This window comes from Kordiimonas sp. SCSIO 12610, assembly GCF_024398015.1.
Classification (GTDB): Bacteria; Pseudomonadota; Alphaproteobacteria; order Sphingomonadales; family Kordiimonadaceae; genus CANLMI01.
The window spans coordinates 3,422,263-3,447,909 of sequence record NZ_CP073747.1 but is presented as its reverse complement, the minus strand read 5'-3'; the positions used below and the strand labels follow the sequence as shown (position 1 = coordinate 3,447,909).

23 protein-coding genes are annotated in these 25,647 nt (G+C 45.0%); 9 read left to right on the top strand and 14 right to left on the bottom strand.

What is annotated here, in order from left to right:
* Nucleotides 1–9: 9 nt before the first annotated feature.
* Complete coding sequence (gene yghU / locus KFF44_RS15925) at nt 10–882, top strand: glutathione-dependent disulfide-bond oxidoreductase (protein ID WP_255936035.1); 873 nt, start codon at nt 10–12, stop codon at nt 880–882.
* 32 nt (nt 883–914) lie between these two features.
* On the opposite strand, the gene KFF44_RS15920 is transcribed toward yghU, so the two are convergent.
* From KFF44_RS15920 to KFF44_RS15910, 3 genes are read right to left on the bottom strand one after another with little or no spacing between them, the layout of a single operon-like run.
* Nucleotides 915–1,415 carry a hypothetical protein gene (locus KFF44_RS15920; RefSeq protein ID WP_255936034.1) on the bottom strand — a complete coding sequence of 167 codons (501 nt, stop codon included), beginning with the start codon at nt 1,413–1,415 and terminating at the stop codon, nt 915–917.
* Nucleotides 1,415–1,603, bottom strand: coding sequence for a hypothetical protein (locus KFF44_RS15915; RefSeq protein WP_255936033.1), 189 nt, complete (start codon nt 1,601–1,603; stop codon nt 1,415–1,417). Before KFF44_RS15915 ends, KFF44_RS15920 begins: the two co-directional genes overlap by 1 nt.
* Nucleotides 1,604–1,658: 55 nt before the next feature.
* The gene (locus KFF44_RS15910; RefSeq protein ID WP_255936032.1) at nt 1,659–3,443 is read right to left on the bottom strand and encodes an aminopeptidase P family protein; all 1,785 of its coding nucleotides are present in this window, start codon (nt 3,441–3,443) and stop codon (nt 1,659–1,661) included.
* 114 nt (nt 3,444–3,557) lie between these two features.
* On the opposite strand from KFF44_RS15910, the gene KFF44_RS15905 reads away from it, so the two are divergent.
* Nucleotides 3,558–5,666, top strand: coding sequence for a S9 family peptidase (locus KFF44_RS15905; RefSeq protein WP_255936031.1), 2,109 nt, complete (start codon nt 3,558–3,560; stop codon nt 5,664–5,666).
* A 25-nt stretch (nt 5,667–5,691) separates the two neighbouring features.
* On the opposite strand, the gene KFF44_RS15900 is transcribed toward KFF44_RS15905, so the two are convergent.
* Genes KFF44_RS15900 through KFF44_RS15890 form a run of 3 tightly spaced genes read right to left on the bottom strand, consistent with a single transcriptional unit; the run spans nt 5,692 to nt 8,668 of the window.
* On the bottom strand, nt 5,692–6,138 hold the full coding sequence (locus KFF44_RS15900; RefSeq protein WP_255936030.1) for a TIGR01244 family sulfur transferase: 447 nt from the start codon (nt 6,136–6,138) through the stop codon (nt 5,692–5,694).
* 38 nt (nt 6,139–6,176) lie between these two features.
* Nucleotides 6,177–6,812, bottom strand: coding sequence for a DNA-3-methyladenine glycosylase (locus KFF44_RS15895; protein WP_255936029.1), 636 nt, complete (start codon nt 6,810–6,812; stop codon nt 6,177–6,179).
* Between the two features lie 56 nt (nt 6,813–6,868).
* Complete coding sequence (locus tag KFF44_RS15890; protein WP_255936028.1) at nt 6,869–8,668, bottom strand: serine hydrolase; 1,800 nt, start codon at nt 8,666–8,668, stop codon at nt 6,869–6,871.
* Between the two features lie 61 nt (nt 8,669–8,729).
* On the opposite strand from KFF44_RS15890, the gene KFF44_RS15885 reads away from it, so the two are divergent.
* Nucleotides 8,730–9,401: a nitroreductase family protein gene (locus KFF44_RS15885; RefSeq protein ID WP_255936027.1), complete on the top strand. Its 672-nt coding sequence runs from the start codon at nt 8,730–8,732 to the stop codon at nt 9,399–9,401.
* 11 nt (nt 9,402–9,412) lie between these two features.
* Here the strand turns inward: KFF44_RS15885 and KFF44_RS15880 are convergent, their stop codons facing one another.
* The gene (locus KFF44_RS15880; protein WP_255936026.1) at nt 9,413–10,342 is read right to left on the bottom strand and encodes a MipA/OmpV family protein; all 930 of its coding nucleotides are present in this window, start codon (nt 10,340–10,342) and stop codon (nt 9,413–9,415) included.
* Between the two features lie 138 nt (nt 10,343–10,480).
* Nucleotides 10,481–11,854: an MATE family efflux transporter gene (locus KFF44_RS15875; protein WP_255936025.1), complete on the bottom strand. Its 1,374-nt coding sequence runs from the start codon at nt 11,852–11,854 to the stop codon at nt 10,481–10,483.
* 279 nt (nt 11,855–12,133) lie between these two features.
* Between KFF44_RS15875 and KFF44_RS15870 the strand changes: the two genes are divergently transcribed.
* The 3 genes from KFF44_RS15870 to KFF44_RS15860 all read left to right on the top strand — a co-directional run bounded on the left by KFF44_RS15870 (nt 12,134) and on the right by KFF44_RS15860 (nt 16,455).
* The gene (locus KFF44_RS15870; protein ID WP_255936024.1) at nt 12,134–13,414 is read left to right on the top strand and encodes an amidohydrolase family protein; all 1,281 of its coding nucleotides are present in this window, start codon (nt 12,134–12,136) and stop codon (nt 13,412–13,414) included.
* Between the two features lie 66 nt (nt 13,415–13,480).
* Nucleotides 13,481–14,767 carry a Xaa-Pro peptidase family protein gene (locus KFF44_RS15865; protein WP_255936023.1) on the top strand — a complete coding sequence of 429 codons (1,287 nt, stop codon included), beginning with the start codon at nt 13,481–13,483 and terminating at the stop codon, nt 14,765–14,767.
* Between the two features lie 278 nt (nt 14,768–15,045).
* Nucleotides 15,046–16,455 carry an oligosaccharide flippase family protein gene (locus tag KFF44_RS15860; protein ID WP_255936022.1) on the top strand — a complete coding sequence of 470 codons (1,410 nt, stop codon included), beginning with the start codon at nt 15,046–15,048 and terminating at the stop codon, nt 16,453–16,455.
* Between the two features lie 28 nt (nt 16,456–16,483).
* Here KFF44_RS15860 and KFF44_RS15855 read toward each other — a convergent pair whose 3' ends face one another.
* Together KFF44_RS15855 and KFF44_RS15850 are read right to left on the bottom strand one after the other, a co-directional pair.
* A complete protein-coding gene (locus KFF44_RS15855) occupies nt 16,484–17,386 on the bottom strand; it encodes a DMT family transporter (protein WP_255936021.1) in 903 nt (300 codons plus the stop codon).
* Nucleotides 17,387–17,515: 129 nt separating this feature from the next.
* A complete protein-coding gene (locus KFF44_RS15850; protein WP_255936020.1) occupies nt 17,516–18,463 on the bottom strand; it encodes a carbon-nitrogen hydrolase family protein in 948 nt (315 codons plus the stop codon).
* 141 nt (nt 18,464–18,604) lie between these two features.
* Here KFF44_RS15850 and KFF44_RS15845 point away from each other — a divergent pair, with 141 nt between their 5' ends.
* Both KFF44_RS15845 and KFF44_RS15840 read left to right on the top strand, forming a co-directional pair.
* Nucleotides 18,605–19,651 carry a zinc-dependent alcohol dehydrogenase family protein gene (locus tag KFF44_RS15845; protein ID WP_255936019.1) on the top strand — a complete coding sequence of 349 codons (1,047 nt, stop codon included), beginning with the start codon at nt 18,605–18,607 and terminating at the stop codon, nt 19,649–19,651.
* A gap of 58 nt (nt 19,652–19,709) precedes the next feature.
* Entirely contained in the window at nt 19,710–20,219 is a 510-nt protein-coding gene (locus tag KFF44_RS15840) for a hypothetical protein (RefSeq protein WP_255936018.1), read from the top strand.
* A 169-nt stretch (nt 20,220–20,388) separates the two neighbouring features.
* Here KFF44_RS15840 and KFF44_RS15835 read toward each other — a convergent pair whose 3' ends face one another.
* Entirely contained in the window at nt 20,389–21,747 is a 1,359-nt protein-coding gene (locus tag KFF44_RS15835; RefSeq protein WP_255936017.1) for an MFS transporter, read from the bottom strand.
* Between the two features lie 166 nt (nt 21,748–21,913).
* On the opposite strand from KFF44_RS15835, the gene KFF44_RS15830 reads away from it, so the two are divergent.
* The gene (locus KFF44_RS15830) at nt 21,914–22,330 is read left to right on the top strand and encodes a SufE family protein (RefSeq protein ID WP_255936016.1); all 417 of its coding nucleotides are present in this window, start codon (nt 21,914–21,916) and stop codon (nt 22,328–22,330) included.
* Nucleotides 22,331–22,405: 75 nt separating this feature from the next.
* Here the strand turns inward: KFF44_RS15830 and KFF44_RS15825 are convergent, their stop codons facing one another.
* From KFF44_RS15825 to KFF44_RS15815, 3 genes are all read right to left on the bottom strand, one after another.
* Entirely contained in the window at nt 22,406–23,761 is a 1,356-nt protein-coding gene (locus tag KFF44_RS15825) for a sodium-dependent transporter (protein ID WP_370691178.1), read from the bottom strand.
* Nucleotides 23,762–23,952: 191 nt separating this feature from the next.
* Nucleotides 23,953–24,831, bottom strand: coding sequence for an SPOR domain-containing protein (locus KFF44_RS15820; protein ID WP_255936013.1), 879 nt, complete (start codon nt 24,829–24,831; stop codon nt 23,953–23,955).
* Nucleotides 24,832–24,844: 13 nt separating this feature from the next.
* The gene (locus KFF44_RS15815; protein WP_255936012.1) at nt 24,845–25,594 is read right to left on the bottom strand and encodes a carbonic anhydrase; all 750 of its coding nucleotides are present in this window, start codon (nt 25,592–25,594) and stop codon (nt 24,845–24,847) included.
* Nucleotides 25,595–25,647: the final 53 nt, after the last annotated feature.

The following is a 25,647-nucleotide window of genomic DNA, read 5'->3' as shown; positions in this document are numbered from 1 at the left end:
GAAAATATCATGACAGATACTGAATACACCCCACCCAAAGTCTGGAAATGGAATTCGGAAAATGGTGGCAATTGGGCTAAAATTAATCGTCCAATCGCTGGTGCAACCAGTGAAAAAGAGCTACCAGTTGGAAAACACCCTTTGCAGCTATATTCGCTTGCAACACCGAACGGTGTTAAGGTTACAGTTATGCTTGAGGAATTACTTGAGCTTGGTCACGCAGGCGCAGAGTATGATGCGTATCTGATTAACATTGGTGACGGCGACCAGTTTGGTAGTGGATTTGTCGATATTAACCCAAATTCAAAAATCCCTGCCTTGATGGACCGCAGCGGTGACACACCTCAGCGTGTTTTCGAGTCTGGTTCTATCCTTTTATATCTGGCTGAGAAGTTCGGTGAGTTTTTACCAAAAGACCCTGCTGCACGAACAGAATGTATGAACTGGCTTTTCTGGCAGATGGGTAGCGCACCATATCTTGGTGGCGGTTTTGGCCATTTCTATTCTTACGCACCGTTTAAGATCGAGTATTGTATTGATCGATTTGCGATGGAAGTAAAGCGCCAGCTTGATGTTTTGGATCGTCATCTCGCCAATAATCGTTATATGTCCGGCGACGAATATACAATTGCAGACATGGCGATTTGGCCTTGGTACGGCGCACTTGTAGCCAATCGCATATATGAGGCTGCTGAGTTTTTAAGCACGCATGAATATGAGCATGTCAATCGCTGGGAAAAGGAAATCGGCGAACGTCCGGCCATTCAGCGCGGTAAGATGGTAAACCGTGCTTGGGGTGAGCTTAATGAGCAACTCCGCGAGCGCCATGATGCAAGCGATTTTGAACTGAGAACGCAGGACAAACTCGAAGCTGCTGAATAAATCGAAATATAAAATGTATGAAGGCTGTCCGGTTAATCCCGCGCAGCCTTTTTCTTTATGTGCTCCACACAGAGTTTAACCAAAGCAATAATAGCGACTAAAAAACCAACACCAAATAGGGTGAATTTAAGAGCTGTAACGTTGACCTTTAAGGCATAGAGATTTGCGATATCATTCAGAAGCAGTACCTGAATAATCCCTTCAGTAAGATCTGTGGGAATACAAATCAGGCTCGGTAAAGCGAAATACTTCCCCCAATCCTTAAATGCTCGCAAAGCCAGACTGATGAAAAGCGATGCGTACGCAAAAGGGTAAAGGACATCAAGTGTAAGCGTTGCCCATGTATGAACAGATCTCTGCGTGCTTGTTAGCTCGGATATATGATGGCGAAGCTGTTCGATATCTATGATTTCATCGATGACAACAAAATCCCAATAGCCCATGACAAGCACGAAACTGATCGAGATTATAACAGTTGTTATAAATGCCCATAGAGTTGTTTTAGGGCTGTGGAGGAATGCAGGAAATTGCATTAGCCATCTACCACTTCGATAATACCAGCCCAAGCAATGTCTTTGTTGCGGGAAAGTTTATCCTCAATACCTTCAGCAAGGGCTTTATCAGCTGTTGTATGTTCCTGATAACTTTCACCCGCAGGTGCGAAATTATAAAAAACTTCATGCCCGTTCACTTCATGCAAAACTGCGTATTTAATTGCCATATGTTTTCTCTCGTTGTGTGGAGCCCAAATAGCCCTGATCTCTTGTGTTCGTATATCAGATTGGTGCGGTAGCGTACTTGAGCCATTCCAGTGTTTCAGGAAGCACTATGTCCTTAAGTTTGTCGTAAGTTTTTTGATGATATGTGTTTAACCATTCGCGCTCGGGGGCTGTCATAATCGTCGTGTCGATTAAGTTTCTATCGATAGGTGCCCAAGTCAGGTTTTCAAACTCATGCATAGTATATTCAGTTTCTTCGTCAACTTGGCGAACTAACACCAGGTTTTCAATCCGGATGCCATATTCTCCTGCTTTATAATAACCAGGTTCGTTTGATAAAATCATGCCCGGCTCCAGCGGAACTGGACTACCAAATTTTGCGATACGTTGTGGCCCTTCGTGAACGGCGAGGAAAGACCCGACTCCGTGGCCCGTTCCGTGATCATAATCAAGACCAACCTGCCACAGCGGGTGCCGCGCGATACTGTCCAACGCGTGGCCCGAGGTGCCATGAGCGAATTTTGTTGTTGAAAGAGCTATATGGCCTTTAAGAACCCGGGTAAATCGATCCTTCATTTCATTGGTTGGTGTGCCAATGATAACCGTGCGGGTAATATCTGTAGTGCCATCCAGGTATTGACCGCCGCTATCGATCAGGAAAATATTATCTATTTCGAGCTTACGGTTTGTTGCTTCACTAGCTCGGTAATGTACGATTGCACCGTTTGGTCCTGAGCCAGAAATCGTATCGAAGCTGGAGCTGCGAAGCAGGTCGCTAAAGCGGCTACGGCAGTTCCATAAGTGATCAATCGCTTTTAATTCATCAACATTGCCTTTCGGCCCTTCAACAGAAAGCCAGTGCAGGAAATCACAAATGGCTGCCCCGTCGCGAACGTGTGCATCCCGCGAGCCCTGCTGTTCAGTGGTGTTTTTAACAGCCTTTCGGATGATACAAGGGTCGGCACTTTCAATAAGGCGGGCGCCGGCACTTTCAAGAGCTTCGAACACTTTGGCATTATTGCTCATTGGGTCTACAAGAGCGGTTTTACCTGCTGCACCAAATTCTGAGAGATATTGATAGAAGGCATCCCTTGGTTTGATTTCAACAGAATTACCCAAATGCACGCGAAGGTTTTCATCAACCTTCTGATCGTTGACAAAAAGAACAGCGCTTTCATTATTTTTAAGCACTGCGAAAGCATGAGGAACAGGGGTGTTATCTACATCGCTACCGCGAATATTGAAGGCCCATGCGACACTATCGAGCATGGTGATAATGGCTGCATCAGCGCCTTTTTCCCTTAAATGCGAAGCGATTTCACTTCTTTTGTCCGCGGCCGACTGGCCAGCATACTTGTCTGCATGTGGGATGACCATATCAAGTGGTGCTGATGGTTGATCGTTCCAAACCTGATCTACGGGGTTCGTCTCGACGGAGATAAGGTTGATGTTTTTCTTAGCAAATTTTTGGGTAGCTGTTTGCTGCCAGCCAACAGTGGCAAGTTCGGCATCATAGCCAATACGAGCGCCTTCTGGTGCATGGTCCAAAACCCAATCAAGAAGGGGGTATGTTTCGAAATGATGATCTTCAATAAGATTTGGATCAATTTGGTCTTTGGCTTGGAGGGTATAGCGCCCGTCAACAAATAAGGCAGCTTTATCCAACAAAATAGCAGCATTACCGGCGGAGCCTTCAAATCCCGTAACCCACGCAAGGCGATGGGCATATGCGCCTACATATTCGCTCATATGTTCGTCGGTCAGCGGTATGATAAAGCCATCTAACTGTTGTCGATTTAACTCTTCTCTTAAGGCTTTAAGTCGCTCAGGTTTGGTTGTCATAGTTTGGTCCTTGGAAAATGCTTTTCAGATTGTTTATAGATGGTTTCGACTTTACAGCAATGGTTTTAGCGCGTTATTCCTCATCTATATACTTGTTTAAATGGATATCCTTTAATGTCTAATACCAATGCATTTCGCCTGACAGCACCCACAAATATTGCAGCACCTATCGCAAAGCGTAACCCGTACACACAGACCCATCATGGTAAAACCCATGAAGATGATTATTTCTGGCTCAAGGACCAAGGGTATCCAAATGTTACAGACGAAGAAATACTGTCTTACCTTCGCGAAGAAAATAAATATTACACTTCCGTAATGAGTGAGAAATCAGGCCTGACCAGTCAGTTGTTTGAAGAGGTGAAGGGCCGGATCAAGGAAGATGAGGACGGTGTTCCCTGGCAGGACGGTGATTATGAATATCGCTGGGCTTTTAAGAAGGGGGCGCAGTATCGAACATGGTATCGGCGCCCGCGAACGATCGATGCATTTGGCGGGGAATTTCCGGGCGGTGATTGGGATGTTATACTCGATGAGGCTTCAGAAGCGGCAGACAAAGACTTTTTCAAGCTTGGGGATATGGCGATTAGTCCTGATGGGCATTTGATGGCATTTAGCGCCGACACAAATGGTTCAGAGCGATTTACAATCTTTGTTCGTAATCTAACCACAGGTGAAACATTAAACGATCAGATACCTGAAAGTTCCGGGGAAATTGTTTGGTCGCAGAATAGTAAAAGCTTTTTCTGTGTTAAGGTGTCTGAAGAATGGCGGCCCTATCTTGTACTTCATCATAAATTGGGCGGTATGACATCCGATGTCTATGAAGAACAAGATACAAGCTTCTTTGTCCATATATCTGAAACAAGTTCCAAGCAGTATCTGGTTATTCGATCTGCTGACCATGTAACGGCGGAAAGCCATGTTTTATCGCTTCATGATACGGGATTAAAGACACAAGTTTTTGTGGGCCGTCAAACCGATCATGATTACTATCTGGATCATGGTATTGACGGATTTATTGTGCGCTCTAACAAAGATCAGGTGAATTTCTCTTTGTATCAGGCGAAGTTAGGGGAAGATGCGAAGAACTGGACCTGTGTTCATGAAGGCTCTGCAAATCGCTATATCCGTGGGTTCCAATTGTTTGAAACCTTTAGGGTCGTCCAAGAACGTATTGATGGCCTAGATCAAATCTTAATTCAGCCCAAAGACGGTGAGGCATTTCATATTGATATGCCAGAAGCCGCTTATGAGGCATCCATCGGAAATAACCCCGAATATTCTCAAACCCATTTACGGTTTGGGTATTCCAGCATGATAACACCGCCAACAGTTTTTGATTTTGATCTGGCGGCACGTGAGCTTGTTATTCGTAAAGAACAGGAAATACCATCAGGATATGATAAAAGTTTGTATCAAACCGAGCGACTGATGGTGGAAGCGCGTGACGGTGTTAAGGTTCCGGTTAGTGTTGTTTATCACAAGGATTGGAAGAAAAATTCTGGTGCGCCGCTCCATCTTTATGGATACGGGGCATACGGTCTTGGCATGTCGCCCTCATTCTCAAGTACCAGATTAAGTTTGCTGGACCGTGAATTTGCTTACGCTATTGCACATATTCGTGGCGGCGATGAATTGGGGTACACTTGGTATCAAGCTGGTAAACTGGATCGCCGTGAAAATACATTCAACGACTTTGTTGACGTTGCACGCTATCTAACGGAATCTGGATATGCTGAAAAAGGGGGTATCAGTATTTCCGGTGGTAGTGCAGGTGGTGAGTTGATGGGGGCCGTTCTAAATCAGGCACCAGAGCTTTTTAAGGCTGCTGTTCTGCATGTCCCTTTTGTTGATGTTCTGAATACTATGCTTGATAAAGATCTTCCGCTCACGCCAATCGAGTGGCCCGAGTGGGGAAATCCGATTGAAAGTGAGGCTGCATATGATCATATACGGTCATATTGTCCATACACTAATATTGTAGCAAAAGAGTATCCACCAATGATGGTTACCGGTGGGATTAATGACCCACGCGTGACTTATTGGGAACCCGCAAAATGGACAGCAAAAATGCGTGCTGTAAAATCGGATGACAATCTTCTAGTTATGAAAATAAACATGGAAGCAGGCCATGGCGGGAAATCAGGCCGTTTTGAGCGCATTCACGAAGTTGCGGAGGAATATACATTCCTCCTGATGGCATTTGATAAAACGGATTGATATATAACCGAACGTTTGGTTGTTTTTATTGCTTGCGCTGTGCTGACTCGTAGAACTGATGAAATGCTGGTTCGATATTCGATAGGTCGAAACCAGCTGCACTTGTAATTGCCATAATTTCGTTGGGTGTTTTTGAGCGATTAAGGGCAACCGCAAGCCCCCATAACATGGCGGAACGTGTGCCTGATTTGCAATATCCATGAATTGGGTCAGATGTTTCGCGTAACAGTTTTGCCAACTCACCGGCTTCCTCTATTGGAAAAGTGCCGCCAACAGGAAGAGCGGCAAAGTCCATATCATGCTCAGCGGCGTTGGACATCATGGTTATATTTAAGGGTTGTCCTGCTTCTTCACCTTCAACGCGGTTACATATAATGGTTTTAACCCCCATTTGCGCAGCTTCCGCAAAATCAGCTTTGGTCATTTGGGTGGAGACGGTGAAGTTTTCGTCCAGTTTTTTAAACTCAGCCATGGGTGTTGTTACCTTTTTTGATACATATTGCTATTTATTTACATCGGTGCATTTGAATAATAGTGCCATGCAAGCAATGCCATAGAACTTCTGTAAGGTCGCCAGCGCTCTCCAATTACATCAAGTTCTTTCTCATTAGGGCGTTCGGTCAATTCTATGATGCGCCCGATGCCTGCGCGGACTGCCAAATCACCAACTGGCCATACATCGGTTCTCCCTAAAGAGAACATCATATACATTTCTGCGCTCCAGCGGCCTAATCCTTTCACAGATGTAATGGCCTTCATTGCTTCCTCATCTGACATATCAGGCAAGGCCATAATATCAAGTGGTCCGTTTGTCACAGCTTCGCATAGGCTGCGAACATATCCAATTTTTTGGCGGGATAATCCGGCACCCCTTAAGGTTTCGTCATCAAAAGTCATTAGTAATTCGGGTTTGGGTTTATTATCCATCAGCGCTTCGACATGTTCGGCAATCGATGCCGCTGCTTTAACTGATAGTTGCTGCCCAACGATAACCCGAAGGAGGGTTGCAAACCCATGCGGCCGTTTGCGCTCATCAGGATATCCAACAAGGTCGATCGCCGCTTTGACATGGCCGTCAGTTTTTGCAAGCGTGGTTAAAGCATTTTGAATTGCTGGTTTGTCGAGTTGAAAATTTTTGTCACCCATATAGCTTCTCAGTGTTCTTTATATGTTCTATTGGTGTTACATGAAAGCCGGAAGAATTAATAGGCCCAAAATTCACCAGCTACTCCCCATGCAATCGTAATAAAAAACAAAAGCAGCGATGCCGCTGTCAGGAAGATAATATGCATATTCATCGCAAGACCAATAAGCCCGGAGGGGATCAATTTCCGTTTGGTGATAGAAAGCGTAAACATTGGAATTGTTAGGATTGCCATGAGGCCGATATTTAACAATAACCGCCAGAGAAAAATATATATCGGTTTGTCTGAGACATATAGCATTTCTGACCAAAGAAATATTTCACAGCTTATACTGATAGCGATTAAGGCCGCGCCGAGGAAACTAAACAATCCCATACGACGAATCTGAATCGCAAGAGGCTGTTTTTGAAATACAATCTTTGGATAGTAGACGATTGCCGATAAGAGGAGAGCGATTAACCAGATCGCTGGGTCTATCACCAGGCTTTTGTCACCCAATAGGCCAACATGCCTGTATGTTTGGTTTTTATACTGAAAATAACCGCCTGCGCGCGCTGGTGAAAAAACCAAAGAGTCATTTTGATCTTTATGATTTACATAATAATAGGGCGCGACTTTTTTGAAAAACAGGATGTTTTGCTCAGCAAAAGCAACACTGTTGTCTAGATTATCAAAGTCGCCTGTAAGGGATAAGTCCCCGTTGGGAAGACGGTTTATTTTGACTGTTGAGTTCTCGATATTTTGCAATCGCAATTTTAGAGAAGCGTTGGGATATTGTTCTTTGACATAAACACCGTTTAGGAATTTCGGTTCACGGAGCTTATCTGCCAATTGTATTTCAGGGTTGCCAGACCCTTGAGGAAAATACTCTTTTGCCAAAGTATCAACGAATGTATCGGTATCTATTTTCGGTGAGGGTTCGAAGATGAATGCGGCCCCCTGATCTGGAAATGCCACTATCTGGATAGCACTGGTAAGAGTCTCTAACTGAGGAACCCCATTAACATATGATTTTTCAAGCGATAATACTCTTTTAGGCGCTAAGGGATGCAGCTTCCAGCTTGGAGTATCCGTTAGTAACTCATAGGTTTCTGGCGATAGGTACCGAGCATTAAGGGAACGATTTCTAATCAATAGGCGCCCAATTTCTGCAATTAATCTTCCTGATCCTTTAACGTTAATAACAGGTGAAAATATACCCGAGCCCTGATCCCATGCGATATCGGTATTTCTTAGCCCAAGAGGTGTTAAAAATTCTTCCGTGACCACCTGATTGATTGGCTTTGCTGATACCGTTGATAGGACCTGAGCCAAAACAGCCCAGCCAACAGGGTCGTCATGGGGTATCTGTGCTGCCCCGCGAACTTGAATGATATAAGGCTTGAAATCATTAACGATAATATTGGGTGATTCTGCGATGGAATAATCCAAGTATGCATGCCACGGTGGTACCGCAAAGCCCGCTGTGTTTGAAAGCAAATCTTTGATCGTGATAACTTTACGAAACGGGATTTCTTCAAGAATATCTGGAATTAAAACGGGTGCTGGATCATCAAGTGACAATTTGCCTTGATCGATCAGGCGTAAGGTCACAGCAGAAAGAATAATCTGGCTGGTGCGTCCTAATTCATAATATTGATCTGCTTCGGTATCTGATAACCCATATGTAAAGGGCCCGTTGACATAAAATGCCAGATTGCCTGTTTGCTTGAGTTGTTCCAGTCTGGGTAAAACATCATCCTTGGGTAATAGGATAGCTTGGCCGAACGCCGCGACTTGCACAAACAGAATTAGGCATATAAAAGTGACCATTCGAATGATGGGGTAGGTCGGAAAACTGACTGTATTTCTACACAAGGTTTTTGTCTCGCTATCATATTTAGAAAGCCACCTATTAGTCTTAGCCGAGGTTGTCATAATGACCAAATCGAATTTTGTTCCGCTCGAAGGTTTTGTAAACCGGGATCATGAGGAAATGATTGAAAGATCGAAAGATTTTTTTGACATGATTAAGACGCGCAGAACGATTCGTGACTTTGCAGAAAAACCGGTCCCGCGTGAGGTTATTGAAAATGCTATCGCGGCGGCTGGCCGTGCACCCAATGGTGCTAATAAGCAACCATGGCATTTTGCTGTTATTTCTTCCGCTGATGTGAAGGCAAAATTACGCGAGGCTGCAGAAGAGGAAGAGCGTGAATTTTATGGAGGACGCGCTGGTGAAGAGTGGCTTAAAGACCTCGAAGTGTTCGAAACAGATGCCAACAAACCTTTTCTTGAAACCGCCCCTTGGTTAATCGCTGTATTCCGTGAAAATTATGGGATTGATCCTGAAACGGGCGGGCGTGTTGCAAACTATTATGTTCATGAAAGTGCCGGTATTGCGTGTGGCTTCTTGATCTCTGCACTCCATTATGCAGGCTTGGCGACACTTACTCACACACCGTCGCCGATGAATTTCCTCAGTGAGATTTGCGGACGCCCCAAAAATGAAAAACCGATTATGCTTATCGTTGCTGGTTATCCAGCGGATGAAGTGAAGGTGCCAAAACTAAGTAAAAAGCCACTTGATGAGATTATCAGCTGGATTTAATGCCAGTATAATTACTGAAAGCGGTATGATATTGCAATTCCACCAATAAACTGGTTCGATGAACCAATTCCATCCCCGTTATTCCCAGAGACTAACGGGGAATTTGCTGCATCGCCGAGCAACCTTCCGTATGAAAGCAACCCCAGCAACCGGGTTTGTTCCGTAAGTTCATAAGACCCGATAAGATTGCCATTGATTTCTGAAAAACCAGCGGTGGTTTGGAACTCAGTGAGGCCAAAACTGGAATTTTCTGCTTGTTCGGCTGTTATCCCGTAGTTGGTCTGGGTAGCTTCTCGTGATTGCCACCTGGCACGACCAGCGAGCGCCAAAGAAAAATCGCCATTTTTATATATGCCCTGGCCAGCGGTTATCCGTAGAGATCGCCCTTGTCCTGCGCCTAGCGCTTGTCGGAAGTTCGCTTCAATAAGCGTTGCCTTGGTGCGGTACCGAACATAGGTGCCGATTTCGATTGTTGTGTTTATATCGCCTAGTCCTGCTAGGGCGGCATTCCGGTTTTCTTGCCGGCCAAATAAAAGATTTACCAAAGGGCCTACTTCAAAATTGCCCTTATGATACAGGGGTATGTTTAATCGACCATTATTCAAATGCCACAGGTCTTTATAACGAATATTCACCATCGGCAGGAATCTGTAACGATAATTGTTTGACCCGGAATAATCCGGAACAAATCCATTACCCAAGCCTATTTGCACTCGGACATCATTTTTCATGTCGACGTCATCGGGTAAAATTAGCTCAAGGCCATCCTGAACCGTTTCAAGAGCGTCTGAGAAACGGTCAAAGATGCCTGTTCCTTGGGCATTCGCATTGAAGTTAATTACAAGTGTAAAAAAGAATGCATTCATCCAAAGGAAGATGGCACGCTTTAAGGCCAAGATTCTAAAGGGGCTGAAATGAAAATTACGAATTATCGACCGCATAAAGTACCTGAATGTGTTGAACAATCATTATAATTAATGGAACGCATCAGGCAATAAAATAGCTTTAAAATGGTAAAAATATGGCAAATAAAACGATAGGTTTTTATTTGATATGGCAGATGAAAAAGTTTCTTGTGCTTAGATGCGGCCAGATTTCATGAGCCATACAAAGCGAACGCTTAGTAAAACCCAGGAAACAAATACCCCAATAAAGGTACCTTCCATTAAGCCTAAAAACCCTCGATCCAATGAAAAAGCAAGGATATAAGACGCAGGTAACATAACCCCTACAAAAGACAGGGTTTGTAGATAAGTAGGCCACCAAGTTTCCTTGAGGCCTCTTAACATGCCAGCAGACACCATCTGTGAACCATCAAAGATCATTCCAACCGTGAAAATAAACGTTATGGGTATCAACAGCGTCACTATTTCGCTGTCAGAGGTAAAAATCTTTATGAGTGCTTCCGGTTGAAGCAGGATGACAATAGCGAGACCCGTCACGACAACTAAATTTAAAATAAAACCTGATAACCCTGCCAGCATGGTATCTGCGGCGTCTTTACGCGAGAAAGCTATACCCACGCGCACACTTGTTGCGATGCCAATGCCTACCGCAATCATAATTGGTAGGCCAAGCACCTGATACATAACGCCGTGCGCGGCGAGAGGAATGGTTCCAAGCCATCCCGCAAAAACTGCAATTGCTGAGAAAGCAATGACTTCTGCGGCAAGTGATACAGCGGATGCATATCCGATATGGCGCTGGTCTTTCCATTCCCGCCATTTGCTTTTTACTGGGTTACGAACACCAAACTTCTGAATGCTTGGTGCGTACCAAATAAATGCTATCGCAGCAGCAGCCAGAAATAGTCTTACGCCAGTTGAAGCCCATGCCGATCCGGTTGCACCCATTTCCGGTATGCCCGCAAATCCATATATCAGTATGTAGTTCAAACCAACATTCACAATGTTAGCGGCAAACATAAGGTAAAAGCCAATTTCTGCGCGTTTAATACCTTCCAGAAACATAGAGCAATTTACGAACAGAAGATTAGCAGGCAAGCCGATGGCTAGGATTTGGATCAATTTCCCGGCTTCTTTTGCAGGCTCATCACTTTGACCGAGCAGCGATAACCAAAACTCAGCGGGCCATGAAATGATTAGAACACTCAGGCCGACCAATAGCGTGAAAGGAAGTGTTCGGCGCCATACCTGGCCACACTCTTCATAGTTTTCTTCACCAAAAGCGCTTGCAGTCATGATGAGAATACCCATCATCAAACCAATGCCGACAACAAGCGCAAACATGACGACCGATTGATTGGCAAGATTTAACCAAGCCAAATGGTTCGTGGCATAGTGACCAACCATGGCCGTATCGACCATTCCCAAACCCAGAACACCCACACGCGTTAAAACGACCGGCAGCGCTAGGCGGCCGAGTTCACTGAGATGACGTTTTAACCGCTCTTTAAACCACGAGGGGGCGAGCGGGGTGCTATCCTTCAACATGAGGAACTCTTGAATTTTATGTTAGACTTAGAAAAAGAAACCTAATGGCTCGTATGCCGATTTTTGCTAATTGGCAAGGCTATTCGCTCACTAGCAGGTTATTTGGTTTGAAGAAACCCCGGCTTTGTGTGGTAATTATCACTGCAAACTATCAGACCTGTGTTGGTTTCGATCCCTGATAAATCTTTTGAGGTGATTGGGCACTAGCGCTGGACAAGGCTTTTGATAACACCTAGCTTGTTTTGCAAATAACAAGCGAAGAGTAAGGAAATCATAAAAATGCGAACTACCACTATTATCGGCTCTATTATGGCACTTGCGGTATCCGCGCATATTGAAGCGACTGATCAATATCTTACGGCTGATGCAATGGTTGATATTAAAACGGGTAAGATAGTTTCCAGCCCTGCTTTAATTATTAGTAATGGAAAAATTGTTCGCATTGGCACTCAAAAAAACCTACCTAAGCCTCAAGGAATGGATGAGGTAGATTTAACAGGCCATACTATCATGCCGGGCCTGATGGACATGCATGTTCATCTAACGGGTGATGCAACCACCCCGTTTTTTGTTGAAATGGGGTATTCTCTTCCGCGTCAAACTGTTGTTGCTGTTAAGAACGCCAAGACAACATTGATGGCGGGTTACACAACAGTCAGAAATGTGGGAGCACCTGGTTATAGTGTGATTGGTGTCCGTGATGGCATTAATGACGGCGATATCGTTGGCCCTCGTATTTATGCTGCTGGGCCATCTTTGGGCATTACTGGCGGACACTGTGATAATAACTTTCTAGCACCGGAATTGAAGGTGAAATCCGAAGGGGTTGCCGATGGTGTTGCCGCCGTTCGCGCCAAAGTAAGAGAAAACATCAAATACGGTGCTAACGCGATTAAATTGTGCGCAACAGGCGGTGTGTTTTCCAAGGGAACCAAGGTCGGTATTCAGCAATATACGGTTGATGAAATCAAAGCGGCTGTCGATGAAGCCCACAGGCGCGGGTTGACGGTTGCAGCGCACGCTCATGGAACCGAGGGTATCAAAGCAGCCATTATTGGTGGTGTAGACTCCGTGGAGCACGCAAGTTTTCTGGACGCTGAGGCAATCGAACTTGCCAAGGAATATGGTACCTATCTGTCGATGGATATTTATAACACTGAATACACGCTTACATTTGGTGAAAAAAATGGTGTTCCAGAAGAAAACCTGAATAAGGAACGCCAGGTTTCAAAACGCCAGAGAGATAGCTTTAGTCGCGCTGTGAAAGCTGGAGCCAAAATGGTGTTTGGTAGTGATGCTGCCATTTATCCGCATGGTGATAATGCCAAGCAATTATCCCGTATGGTCAGGTATGGCATGACGCCGCTTCAGGCATTGCAGGCAGCGACAATTAATTCTGCTACGCTTCTCGGACGAGAGGGTGATCTTGGCCTTTTAGAGGAAGGATATATGGCGGATATTATCGCTGTTCGTGGAAACCCTTTGGACGATGTCAGCATTCTTGAGAATGTAGCCTTTGTCATGAAAGAAGGCGAAACCTATAAAACACCTGAGCAGTAAACAGGGCCGTACACGATAACGCAATGCGTATTAGCTGAAAAAGCAGAAGAGGGTAGGGGAAAAAATATGTCTATTAGTAAACGAAATTTCTTGAAGCTAACAGGTGCTGCCGGAGCAATTGGCGCTGCGGGCGCATCGCTGGCAGCATCACCGTTAACGCGTAACGCAACAAGCGTGCAGAAAAGTAAACTGGAAGATATCACGGGTAGTGTATCACCAATCACTGTTCAAGAACGTGTTGATCGTGTGCGCAAAGCGCAAACATTGATGGCAGAGAAAGGCATAGACGCTATCGTTTTGGAACCAGGTTCAGCGATGCTGTATTTTACTGGTATCCGGTGGCGTAGAAGCGAACGCTTAACAGCCATTGTCATTCCACGCGAAGGTGATCTTGCCGTTGTCACACCGTTCTTTGAAGAACCAAGTGTGCGTGAAAGTATGACTTTTGGCGATGATGTTCGTACATGGCACGAGCACGAAAGCCCGTTTGAGCGTGTTGTTGGTATCCTTAAAGACAGAGGCATCAAAGCCGGAAAAATTGGGTTTGAGGATACAGTAAGGTATTTTGTTGTTGAGGGCCTTAAAACTGCATCCTCGGATTACGAGATAGTGTCCGCATTGCCGATAACGCTTGGATGCAGAATGTTTAAATCCGAGCATGAACTGCAACTTATGAAAAAGGCTAATGAAGTTACGTTAGGAGCCTATGCGCATGTCTATAGTCAGTTGGATAAGGGAATGACACCAGCTGATGTACGTGCATTGATGGGTGCATCCCAACGCGCTCTTGGTGGCCAAAATGCTTGGGCATTGATTTTGATGGGTGAAGCGAGTGCATATCCGCATGGCACAAGTCAGCCGCAAACGGTTGAAGAAGGACAAATCGTTCTGATGGACTGTGGATGTTCGGTCCATGGATATCAATCTGATATTTCAAGAACATTTGTTTTCGGTGAACCAAATAAGCGCCAACGAGAGGTCTGGAATACTGTAAAACGTGGTCAGGAAATTGCCTTTGAAGCCGCTCAGTTAGGTACACCAGCTGGCCAGGTTGATGATGCTGTGCGCCGTTATTATGAAAGCCTTGGCTATGGGCCAGGTTACAAAACACCAGGCCTTAGCCATCGAACAGGCCATGGAATTGGTATGGACGGGCATGAAAGTGTGAATTTTGTCCACGGTGAAGAAACTAAATTGGCGCCCGGAATGTGCTTCTCTAATGAGCCAGGCATTTATATTTTTGGTGAATTTGGAGTACGCTTTGAGGATTGTATATATATGACCAAAGAGGGTCCAGCCTGGTTCACAACACCGCCTGAAAGTCTGGAAAACCCAATTGGAGCGCTTGGATAGGTGCTTTCTCTTAAGGCTGCGACGATTTTTCTCTAGAAAAATTTTAGCAATCAGCTAGATTGATATCACGAATGCGTGATTCGCATGTTATAATCAGGACGTGTCTCAGATGGGGGAGGCATGTCCTTTTTATTTTTATAAAGACCCTTTTACGCTATAAAATACGAATTAATGTAGGTTTGGTGTAGCAACATTACTTGCTAGTGTGGGTGTCCACATTCTGAATAGGGTGATATACAATCGTTTCTGTCCCAAGAGTTTCGGTCTCTATATCGCGTTTGTTAACGGGTAGGGTTTTTCAATCTGCTATCCAGTTGATAAGTGCGATTATTGTTGCTCGTATCCTGAGTCCGGCTGAAATTGGTCTGTTCGCCGTATCTTATGCGGTTATGTTGATGATGAATGGGTTTCGTGGTCTTGGTGTCGGCGCTTACATGATCCAAATTGATGTACTGGATAAAACCGTTACGCGAACCGCATTTACATTAGTATCCATAATGGGTTTGATTTTATATGTGCTCACTAACTTTGGGGCATCATATCTATCAAATTGGTATGAAACACCCCAAATGGGAGACATGCTGAAAATACTAGCGGTAAATTTCCTTATTTTTCCATTTACAATTATGGTGCAATCCAAAGCAGCCAGAGCTCATGATTTTGGTTGGATGGCGTTCGCAGAATTGGTTGCGGCTTGTATTTCTTCGGCAGTGTCAGTTTATCTTGCCTATATAGGATATGGTGCAATGGCGCTTGCCTATGGCACTATTGCCTTCAGCTTTGTATCCACTCTTACATGTGGTGTTCGGCATTTCGCCATAAAGGATTATGGGCTCGGCCTTATCCGTGCGCGAGCGCTGCTTGCTTTTGGTGGATGGGTGACCGGTTCTAATGTTGTATATCAATTGAACACTGCGATGGTTGATTTGATAGTCGGCAAATTCCAGGGCTTCTCGATTGCCGGAATGTACGATCGTGCCGCGACCGTTACACGTTTGGTGTGGGAACAGATTTATCCGGCAATCGGTCAGGTTTTATTCTCTAGTTTCGCGCAGGAAAAACGTGACGGTCGTGATCTGAAACAGGCCTATTTTTACCGCCTTCGGTGTGTACTGGATTTATTGTGGCCATTATTGATATGGCTTGCGATATTTGGTGATTATGCGGTTCAAATATTGTTTGGCGATCAATGGGTACAGGCTGGATCAATTGCCCGGATCCTCGCCGTATCAATTATCTTTGCCGCTCCTTTCTCAATCGCAAAAGAACTGGGTGTTGCGCTTGGAAAAACAAAGGCGTTTTTCCTCTTAGATCTATTTGTTTTTATGACACGATTGGCTGCTGTGTTCGTCGCCGCGAGACATGATATTGAAAGTGTCGCGATTGCCCTGATCGTGCCTGCGGTTTTATACATGATTTTCAGTCAGTGGATTCTATCCCGGATTATTGACTTTCAATTCCACGATTTCCTGAAAACCATAGGCAGGCCGCTATGCCTTGTCGTCTTGTTAGTCTTTGGCCTTCTAGCTAGTCGCTTCTTCATTGAGAAGCTTGATGTTGATCTAGTCTGGGCATTCCTTGGGGCAGGGGCGGCCGGTGGTATTTATATACTTATATTGTTGTTTATCACGCGATCACCACTAAAGCATTTGGTGCTGCAAAAGCTAATACATTTTAAGCAGCCATAAACACAGAACCTGATTTCGCATAAAGGGATTAATTGCGTGCTTTGCCTGATACGCTTTCGCGGTGAACGATATATAGTGATGCAGCGACAATCATAACGGCACCTATCCAAAGGTTCCCTGTTGGCAAAAAGCCAAACACGAGCCAGCCAGCAAGAATATTTAGCGGTAATTTCAAATGATCAAAAGGCTGGATATAAGATGCGTCTGCTCGGTCATAGGCTTTAGCGATAAAAAACTGCGCAAGCATGGTGAGGATACCGAGGATACCAATCATCATGATGGCAAGTTCATCCGTGATAAGAAAACCACCATCGCCAAACGCTAGGGCAGCGTTGATGGGAGTAAGCAATAGCAATAGGTAAATGGTAATACTTTCTGGTGTTTCACTAACTGTTAATCGCTTTGTAATTAAGGACACACCTGCCCATAAAACGGCTGCGACAACTGGTAAAACCGCATCCAGGGAAAAGGCATCAGACCAGGGTGCTAGAATAATCATCCCTCCGGTAAAGCCCAAGAGAGTTGCAAGCCACCTGTGGGCACCGATTTTCTCACCGAGAAACAGTGATGCGCCAAGTGTAACAAAAAAGGGTGAGGTCATCACAAGGGCAATTGCTTGCCATATGGGGACGCTCGCGAGCCCAGCAATCCAGAATTGAACCCCGACACTTGCAAGTGCAACCCTGAGAAGGTGAAGTTTAAGGTTTGCGGTTCTGAGGTGAGTGAGCCCGTTTTTAACTAACCAGGGAACACCAAATAATAACGCTGCAAAATATTGCCAGAAGGCTACAGTGGTTGAAGCAAGGCCTAACCGCATTGTTACATACTGGGTAAGTGTGTTAACACCTGCAAAGCAAATCCCTGCGAGTACCATAAGGGATGCTGCTTCTACGCTTGAACTAGCCTTAGAGGTTATATCTGGTTGAGCCAATAACTTGTCCCTGAATTGAGTGTTGGAAAGATTCTATAGAGTATTCCCAACAATCTTCAATATGAAGTTATTATCTGGATCATTATATTATTGTGGGCCCAAGCGAAGACTTTGAACATGACTTACGTTTTATTCGCTGTCCTTGATCAGGTGGACGTTCTTTTTTGAGCGCTCATCAACGGTTAGCGTAAATATGTCAGGGCGGCCATAGTGACCGACGGCATCAAAATCATACTTACCCCGGGGGATTTCGTTCAGGTCAATTTCTGCCGTTAAAATACATTCTCTGCCGTATACGGCATCCGCTAATACTTCCCCCCTAGGGGCAATAATTGTGCTTCCGCCTCTTATCAATGGTCCGCCGCCTGCAACCATAGGCCCGCTATTATACCCTTCAGGCAGGTCGTTCACCGTCATGTACTGACATGCGGATAATACAAAACAACGGCCCTCGCAGGAAATGTGACGCATGGTGGATTGCCATGTGTCGCGGTCATCAACTGTAGGTGCGCAGTAAAGTTCGATACCTTTTGCGTACATAGTGGTTCGAAGAAGCGGCATATAGTTTTCCCAGCAAATCACACCGCCCACTTTGCCTTCTGGCGTATCAAGAACGGGTAGGGTCGAACCATCGCCCTGTCCCCATGTTAAACGCTCCAAGGCTGTAGGCATGAGTTTTCTGTGTTTACCAAGAAAATCACCATTTTTATTAAAGAAAAAGACTGAGCAGTATAAAGTACCGCCGTCGCGTTCGATAACGCCTAAAACGATTTGAGTGCCAATTTTTTTGATCGATTTTGACAGGCGTTCCATTTCAGGGCTACCAATTTCAATTGCACTTTCATAGTACCGTTTGAATTCATTGCGGCCTTCTTCGGTGCGATAGCCAAAGCGTGTGCCAAAATCACTGTCCTTTGGATAGGCGGATAAGAACGCTTCTGGAAATACTGTCAGCTTGGAGCCTTGCGCTTGTGCATCACTTGCTAAGTCAGCAAATTTTTCGATCGACCGATCAAGGTCAAAAATAACAGGTGATGCTTGTACAACAGCTGCTGCGAAAGGTGTTGTGACAGACATATGCGCGCTCCGATTATTGAAGATATATAGTCTGATGTAGGAGATTGCACATTATGAAGTCAATTGGCGAATTCGTGATGTGACAAATCAGGCCTAATCTAGAAAATGGTTGGCATACAAACACCTTAAGGGAGGGTATGCATGCGGGCGGCGATTTACCGTGAATTTGGCGGTGAGATAACAATAGAAAATATCAAGGACCCAGGCTCCAGTCAGGACGGTGTTGTCATTAAAACCTTGGCAAACGGAATTTGCCGAAGTGATTGGCATGGCTGGATGGGGCATGACCCCGCGATTAACCTTCCGAACGTGCCGGGGCATGAATGCTGCGGTGAAATAGTAGAGGTAGGCAAAGGCGTTAAACACTGGTCCGTTGGTGATCGGGTTATCGTTCCTTTTTCTGGCGGATGTGGTCGATGCACAAGCTGTAAGTCCGATAATCAACATATCTGCGATAATGATTTTCAGCCTGGTTTCACCGCCTATGGGGCCTTTGCTGAATATTGTGCCATCGATTATGCCGATGTTAATCTGGTTCGATTGCCGGACGCCATTTCGCCGGTGACTGCCGCGAGCTTGGGGTGCCGGTTTATGACCAGTTTTCGGGCGATGACGGCCCGGGCTGCGGTAGTTTCTGAGGAATGGGTGGTGGTCCACGGGGCTGGCGGCATAGGGTTATCCGCCATTATGATTGCCAAGGCATTAGGTGCGCAGACGGTTGCTGTTGATGTGAAAAGGTCTGCGCTTCAAAAAGCAGAGGATATCGGTGCGGATATCTGCATTGATGCGAGCGCAGTCGAAAGCGTAGTTGAAGCTATTATGGACATAACCGATGGTGGAGCACATGTTTCCGTTGATGCCCTTGGGTCCCCGATAACAGCATACAATTCGATTGCGTGCCTTAGGAAACGTGGCAGGCATATCCAGATTGGGTTGGCGGTTGATAGTTATAAAGATATGAAAATCCCGATGAATCTGGTCATTGGCCGTGAGCTTGATTTGCTGGGTAGTCATGGAATGCAGGCACACAAATATCCTGACATGCTTGAGATGATCACGGATGGCAGGTTAGAGCCGCAGAGGCTTTTGGGAAATACTGTCGCTCTATCTGATGCGGCTTCGATATTAATGACAATGGCTGAAGTACCCCCCGACGGTCTTTCTGTGATTGATGACTTTCAATCTTAGCCAGTGATACTTATATCTCTCTGATATAAGAATTTATAAAACAGAGAGGGTTTCACAAATGACTAAACGATTGCCTGATATTTTTGAAGACTTGCGTCAGGCCCTGTTTGGCAAGGGTAAGGATTTAAATCTTCAGGAAAGTGCCGTCCATGCCTACGGCGCGATGACACAGGAATTAAAAAATCTTGGCGGTGATACGCTCTCTAAAACTGCACAGCAATTCAATGAAGCCCTGCCTTATATTGAACGTGCTGGCTATGATGTAACTGAGGTTGAAGTTGCGTTGGGCCTTTCGCCCAAGGTGGTTCCTCATCTTAAGCTTCGTGAGTTAATTGATGAAGCTGAACAGCAAGTGCTTCTGGAGGAAACCAAAGGTAAGACATTAATCAATACGATTTTATCGTCATTGTTTAGAGCGAGCGCAGCCCGTAGAAAGCTGAATTTCAAAAGATTTCATTTTGAAGAAATTGAGTTGGAAATTGGTCTTATTCCAGGGGTTGTATTAAAATTTAGACCTAACAATGAGCATGTCGAAGCTGAAGCGATTGATCTGATCGCCACAAAATAAAGCTATAAAAATTATGATAATGTCACGGGTTTGTAACAATCGCGCAAAAGTGAGCTTACATTATTTGCAATATTAATAGTTTATAACTATATTAACCATGAAGCTTAATCAGTATTTAGGCTTCTTTCAGTCTGAACTCAAAAGGTGACGTTTATCGTCACCTTTTTTTCTATGACGCATCACTTGAAACCGCCAACCGTTCGGCAATGCGTTTTTCTTCTTCAATAAGCGCTTTCTTGAACGGTTTTCTTCCCCATTGATACAGTATTAAACTGGCAGGAAATGCAATCGCGGCAACCACCGCAGCGCCGTAACCAATACTTTCAGGGCCGGTAAAGAATGTGTCGGCGAAGTATCCAATCATAGTTGGCCCTAAGCCATATCCGATAATACTGGTTAAAAAGATATGGAATGCAATGATTTGCCCGCGCATACGATTGGGTGAAATAAGCTGAAGACTGGCAAAGGCGACACCAGCGGGCAGGTTAAGAAATAAATTGGAAATCCCTACCATTATCCACAAAGTTGAGGAGTATTCTAGAAACGGTAAAATAGTAGATGGAATGGCAAACCCCAGAGGAGCCAGCATTAATGCTTTCAAATGTGCATCCCGGTGCCCTTTTTTTGCGCCCAGATCGGCAGCAATCCCGCCGAGTAACAGCCCAAGCGGTCCAGTGACCATTGCGATTATTCCAAAGGTTTGCCCCATTTCTGAAGGAGCCACATCGTGAATTCGCAAGAAAAAGGCCGGTAGAAATGCAGCGGTGCCAAAACCCAGTGCTGCGATAAATGAAGTACCCAATGATATTGAAATATAAGCTTTCCAGCGTTGCTTAAAGATTTCATATACTTCTGAAAACGGCATTGCTACATGAGTTGCGCTGGTGCCTTTACGCGTGGGTTCTTTAAGGAACAATACCAATATAGTAATCAAAAGTCCCGGCAGGCCAACAAGCAAGAAAGTTTTCTGCCAAATTTTATCAATTGTGAAATCAAGAAACTGAATGTCAGGAATTGACGATGCAACAGTAATCATTTGCCCGCCAAGCAGATAGGAGAAGCCGATACCGAAAGGTATACCCATGGCATAGATCGAGAGTGCGGTTGCGAGCTTATCCTTTGGGAAACTGTCCGCAATAATTGACCCAGCCGCGGGCGATAGTGTCGCTTCACCGATACCAACACCAATCCGCATAAGAAACAATGTCGTATGGGAACGGGCAAACGCTGATGCTGCTGTCATAACACTCCAGATGACCAAGCCTGCTGCGATTAGCAGTTTTCGGCTTTTGTTATCAGCGATACGAGCGAAGTATAGACCGAAGATGGTATAGAAAATTGCAAAGGCAAATCCGCTTAAGACACCAAATTCTGTGTCAGACAACTGAAAGTCATCAATGATCATCGGGCCAAGGAGGGCCAGGATTTGTCGGTCAATAAAAGAGAAGGTGTAAACAACCAGGAGCAGGAAGACAGTATACCAGGCGTACCCTGTTGTTGGATACTGTATAGATGATTTTTCACTCATTCCCTAATGCCTCCCATTATTTCCCACCCATACAACCCTATGCATGTGTTATGGCTGATTGCAAGCAACATCTGAGCAGAATTCATAAGTTGCTATTTGCACTTGCTGATTTTTCTCTCTAAACACGTCATGAAAATACTGACGTTTAAACAGAAGGCTGATTGATATGTCTTTATCAGATATCACGCTCGAAGAAGTGATCGATACATTTGAATTTCTCGACGATTGGGAAGATCGCTATAAATATATTATCGATCTGGGGCGCAAATTACCGCCGCTCGGTGAGGATGAGATGGTTGATGCTTTCAAGGTTCGTGGCTGTCAGTCAAAGGTATGGCTTATTCCCGAAATTGAGGCCAATTCGATTACATTGAGGGGCGATAGTGATGCCCATATCGTTAAGGGATTGGTTGCACTTATGTTGCTTGTCTACTCTGGTAAAACGTCCGCAGAAATTTTAGGTACCGACGCCAAGAAAGTTTTGGCGGATTTAGGATTGTCATCCCACCTGTCACCCATGCGAGCAAATGGTCTGTTCTCTATGGTTGAACGTATCAGGGAAATCGCTGCGAACGCTGGTTGAAAGTAAGTTATATTTAGATATAGAAAAGGCCCCATATGGGGCCTTTTTATTGTCACTGTAATAGATGTTTGGTGCTTACAGGAATACGATAGAAATAAACACCGCGGCTATTGCGACAGGGCACACAAACCGCACAAGGAAGTACCAGATTTTGAATGAGCTATCATTCATGGCTAATTCTTCCATCATAGACTTTCTGCTGACGAACCAACCTACAAATAGGGCAGTGAACATGCCGCCAAGTGGCATCATCCAGTTTTTGGTGAGCGAGTCCTTTGCGTCCATAATAGAGTAGCCGAAAATAGAGACATCACCCAAAATATTACCGCTTTGACCAAGCGAAGAGAATATACCCAGAATAAAGGCTGCAAACCCGATTGTAGCGGCAACTTTTCTGCGGTCTTTACCTGTTTTTTCTGAAACATAGGATACAGATGGTTCCAATAGTGAAATCGCGCTGGTGATTGCGGCAACAGCAAGCAAGCTAAAGAATAGCGTACCAATCACGACACCGCCCGGCATTTGACCGAATGCAATCGGCAACGATATAAATACAAGACCGCCCCCTGCACCTGGATTAAGACCATATGCAAACACGATCGGGAAAATCGCGAGGCCCGCCAATACAGCGACGCCCGTATCAGCACTTGCGATAATGGCGGCTGATTTACCGATATTCACATCACGTTTCAAGTAAGCCCCGTATGTCATAATGGAACCGAGCGCTAGAGAGAGCGAGAAGAAGGATTGGCCTAACGCATTAAGCGCGACATTCAGCGTTAATTTTGAGAAATCTGGCGCAAATAAGAAACTCAGGGTTTGTGCAAAGGCACCAGTGAACGCCGAATAAATCACAAGGCCGACCAGCAAAACAAATAATGCTGGCATTAGGAAGGTAACGGCTTTCTCAAGACCACCTTCGACGCCCTTGGCAACGATAAATATCGTAATGCCCATAAAGGCCGCATGAGAAATAATTGGTAAATATGGATCAGCGATGAAGGAGGTGAAGACCTCTGCTGAACTGTCCGCTGCCAGACCGGAGAAGCCGCTAAGGGCTTTTACTACATATGCCAATACCCAGCCGCCTACTACGGAATAGAAGCTGATAACGATAAAGGCACCAATAACACCTGACCAACCGATAAGTTGCCAAAGGGTGCTCTTGCCTTCTTCCTCGGCGATTTTTTTCATCGAGCCGATTGGGGACATTCTTCCACGGCGGCCAAGGGATAATTCAGCGATCAGCAATGGCATACCAATTACGAATACGAAAAACAGATAAATCAGTACGAATGCACCGCCGCCACCTTGGCCAGCTTCATATGGAAAACCCCATATATTACCAAGACCAACTGCACTGCCAACCGCGGCCATAATGAATGCCCAGCGTGATGACCATTGAGCGTTTGAAGAAGACGCCATGAGAATATTCTCCCCTATAAGTGTGCTTCCACAGTCATGGAAACAGAAACCCAGATTTTACCCCACCTTTTAAACTGGCCTGAGGCCAATTCAATTTTTGTGGCATACTATAAGCGCTTCCCGCGTTTCGCCAGTTATAAATCGGATTTCATGCTAAATGGTATGATCATGCTAAAAACATTAGCGTTCTGATAATTTTATTTTGCTGTATCGAGGACGCGGCAGTATTCTTCTTTAGAACGAATGATCACACACAAGCGATCCGCGTCAGACCATTCATTAACGCGGACACCGAGCCTCCACGCGGTTCCGTTTTTCGCGGTGACTTGCCAGTCTTGAATGTGACCGACAAGTGCCGGATATTTGTCCTCTAACCTGCTGCGATATGAATTTGCGTTTTCTAGTGTGCCGTAGGAGGCGATATGGGAAAACCATCGACCATTCGCATTTACACTTTCAGGCAAAGTAACCTCAAGTGGTTTAAAGAAAGGATTGGCTTGCGATGGTTTGTCGTTGGGTTTGATCGCCTTTGGTTTCTCGGCGGCCTTTCTCACTATTGGCTCTGGAGTAGGTGTTTGCACTATTTGAATAGGTTGACGCGGTGCGGCTGCTAGTCCCGCATGCAACGGTTTAAGCGGACCAACAAAATTGACGCCGAGTGATTTCAATTGGCTATCAATAGCGCTGAGGCGCATGGTAATGATGGCACGTATTGTGCCTTCGAAATGTTTTGTGTTGCCACAAGTTAACGAGACGGCTGTGTCATCCAAAGTGGTTTTGTCAAGTGACGTATAAATCGCCTTTGCCCTTATCGGATGGCCATCCAGTTCATAGGCGTAGGCACTAAGAAAACGATCATATGTTTGAAAGGACTGGAATTGACTAAGGATTGAAGGGACACCCTCTGGACGATTTTCGCAAATGGCCGTTTCTATGGGGCCTAAAGTCACCACTTCATTTGCCCCTAAGGTGTCAGGGTCGTTGATGTTTGTTGTGTCTAGGCTGTTGCCAGCACCGCATGCGGACAGAATAATAACACACGATATCATCAGTGAACTGGATTTTAGGCGTTTCATTGTAAGTTCCAGTTTATTGATTGGTATCCAAAATAATACGGTGGTTGCGCGTGTTTACGGGTCTTGCGTTATTACCGCTTAATGCATTCAGCATGTTAATTTGCTGGGGGGAAGCCTCGATAGGTGTTTTGAGAATATACCAATTCACCCCTTCAGTGCAGGGCGGTGTCGTCAAGGATCCATTATATCGATAATAGGCCTTATTGTGCGGCGTCAGATCACGGGCGTTGAAAACCACTTTATCATTCTTGCTTGTTTGTCCTGCTTCAAGTGGAAGATTGGCTATAATCTCATTAAGGGCAAGATTTTCGGAACCTGTTGCACCAAAAATACTTAGGATTGCGACTTCGCCATTTTTATTTTGATGAGTTAATTGGATTTCGAGCGGATAGCGATTACCAGCAATAGTGTGTTCGGCAGGGCTCTTGAACGTCAAGGTTTTGAGTTCATACGCGCTGGCACCAACATTCAAAACACTTTGGTTGCTATAATTCTGAACGATATGTTTGCCGTGGTGGCGCAGGTCAACTGGATGAACATTATAGTTTAGTTGCAAATCATGCAGGATTGCAGGATCAGTACCCTCGATGTTTATTGGGGATTGGTATTGGCCAGCGCTGCATAGTTTATAGTCGGGGGATAAATTGCCCCAGTTATCCGGTCCGGTATTTCCTTCATAGGACCATGCATCTTGTGCAACTGTATTTGTAGATAAAAATATCAAAGATACAGTGATTGCCGATGAAATGATGAGTTTAATCATTTTAGGCCCTTTAAGCTATTGTTATAATATAGTTTCTTTCTATTACCGATTAC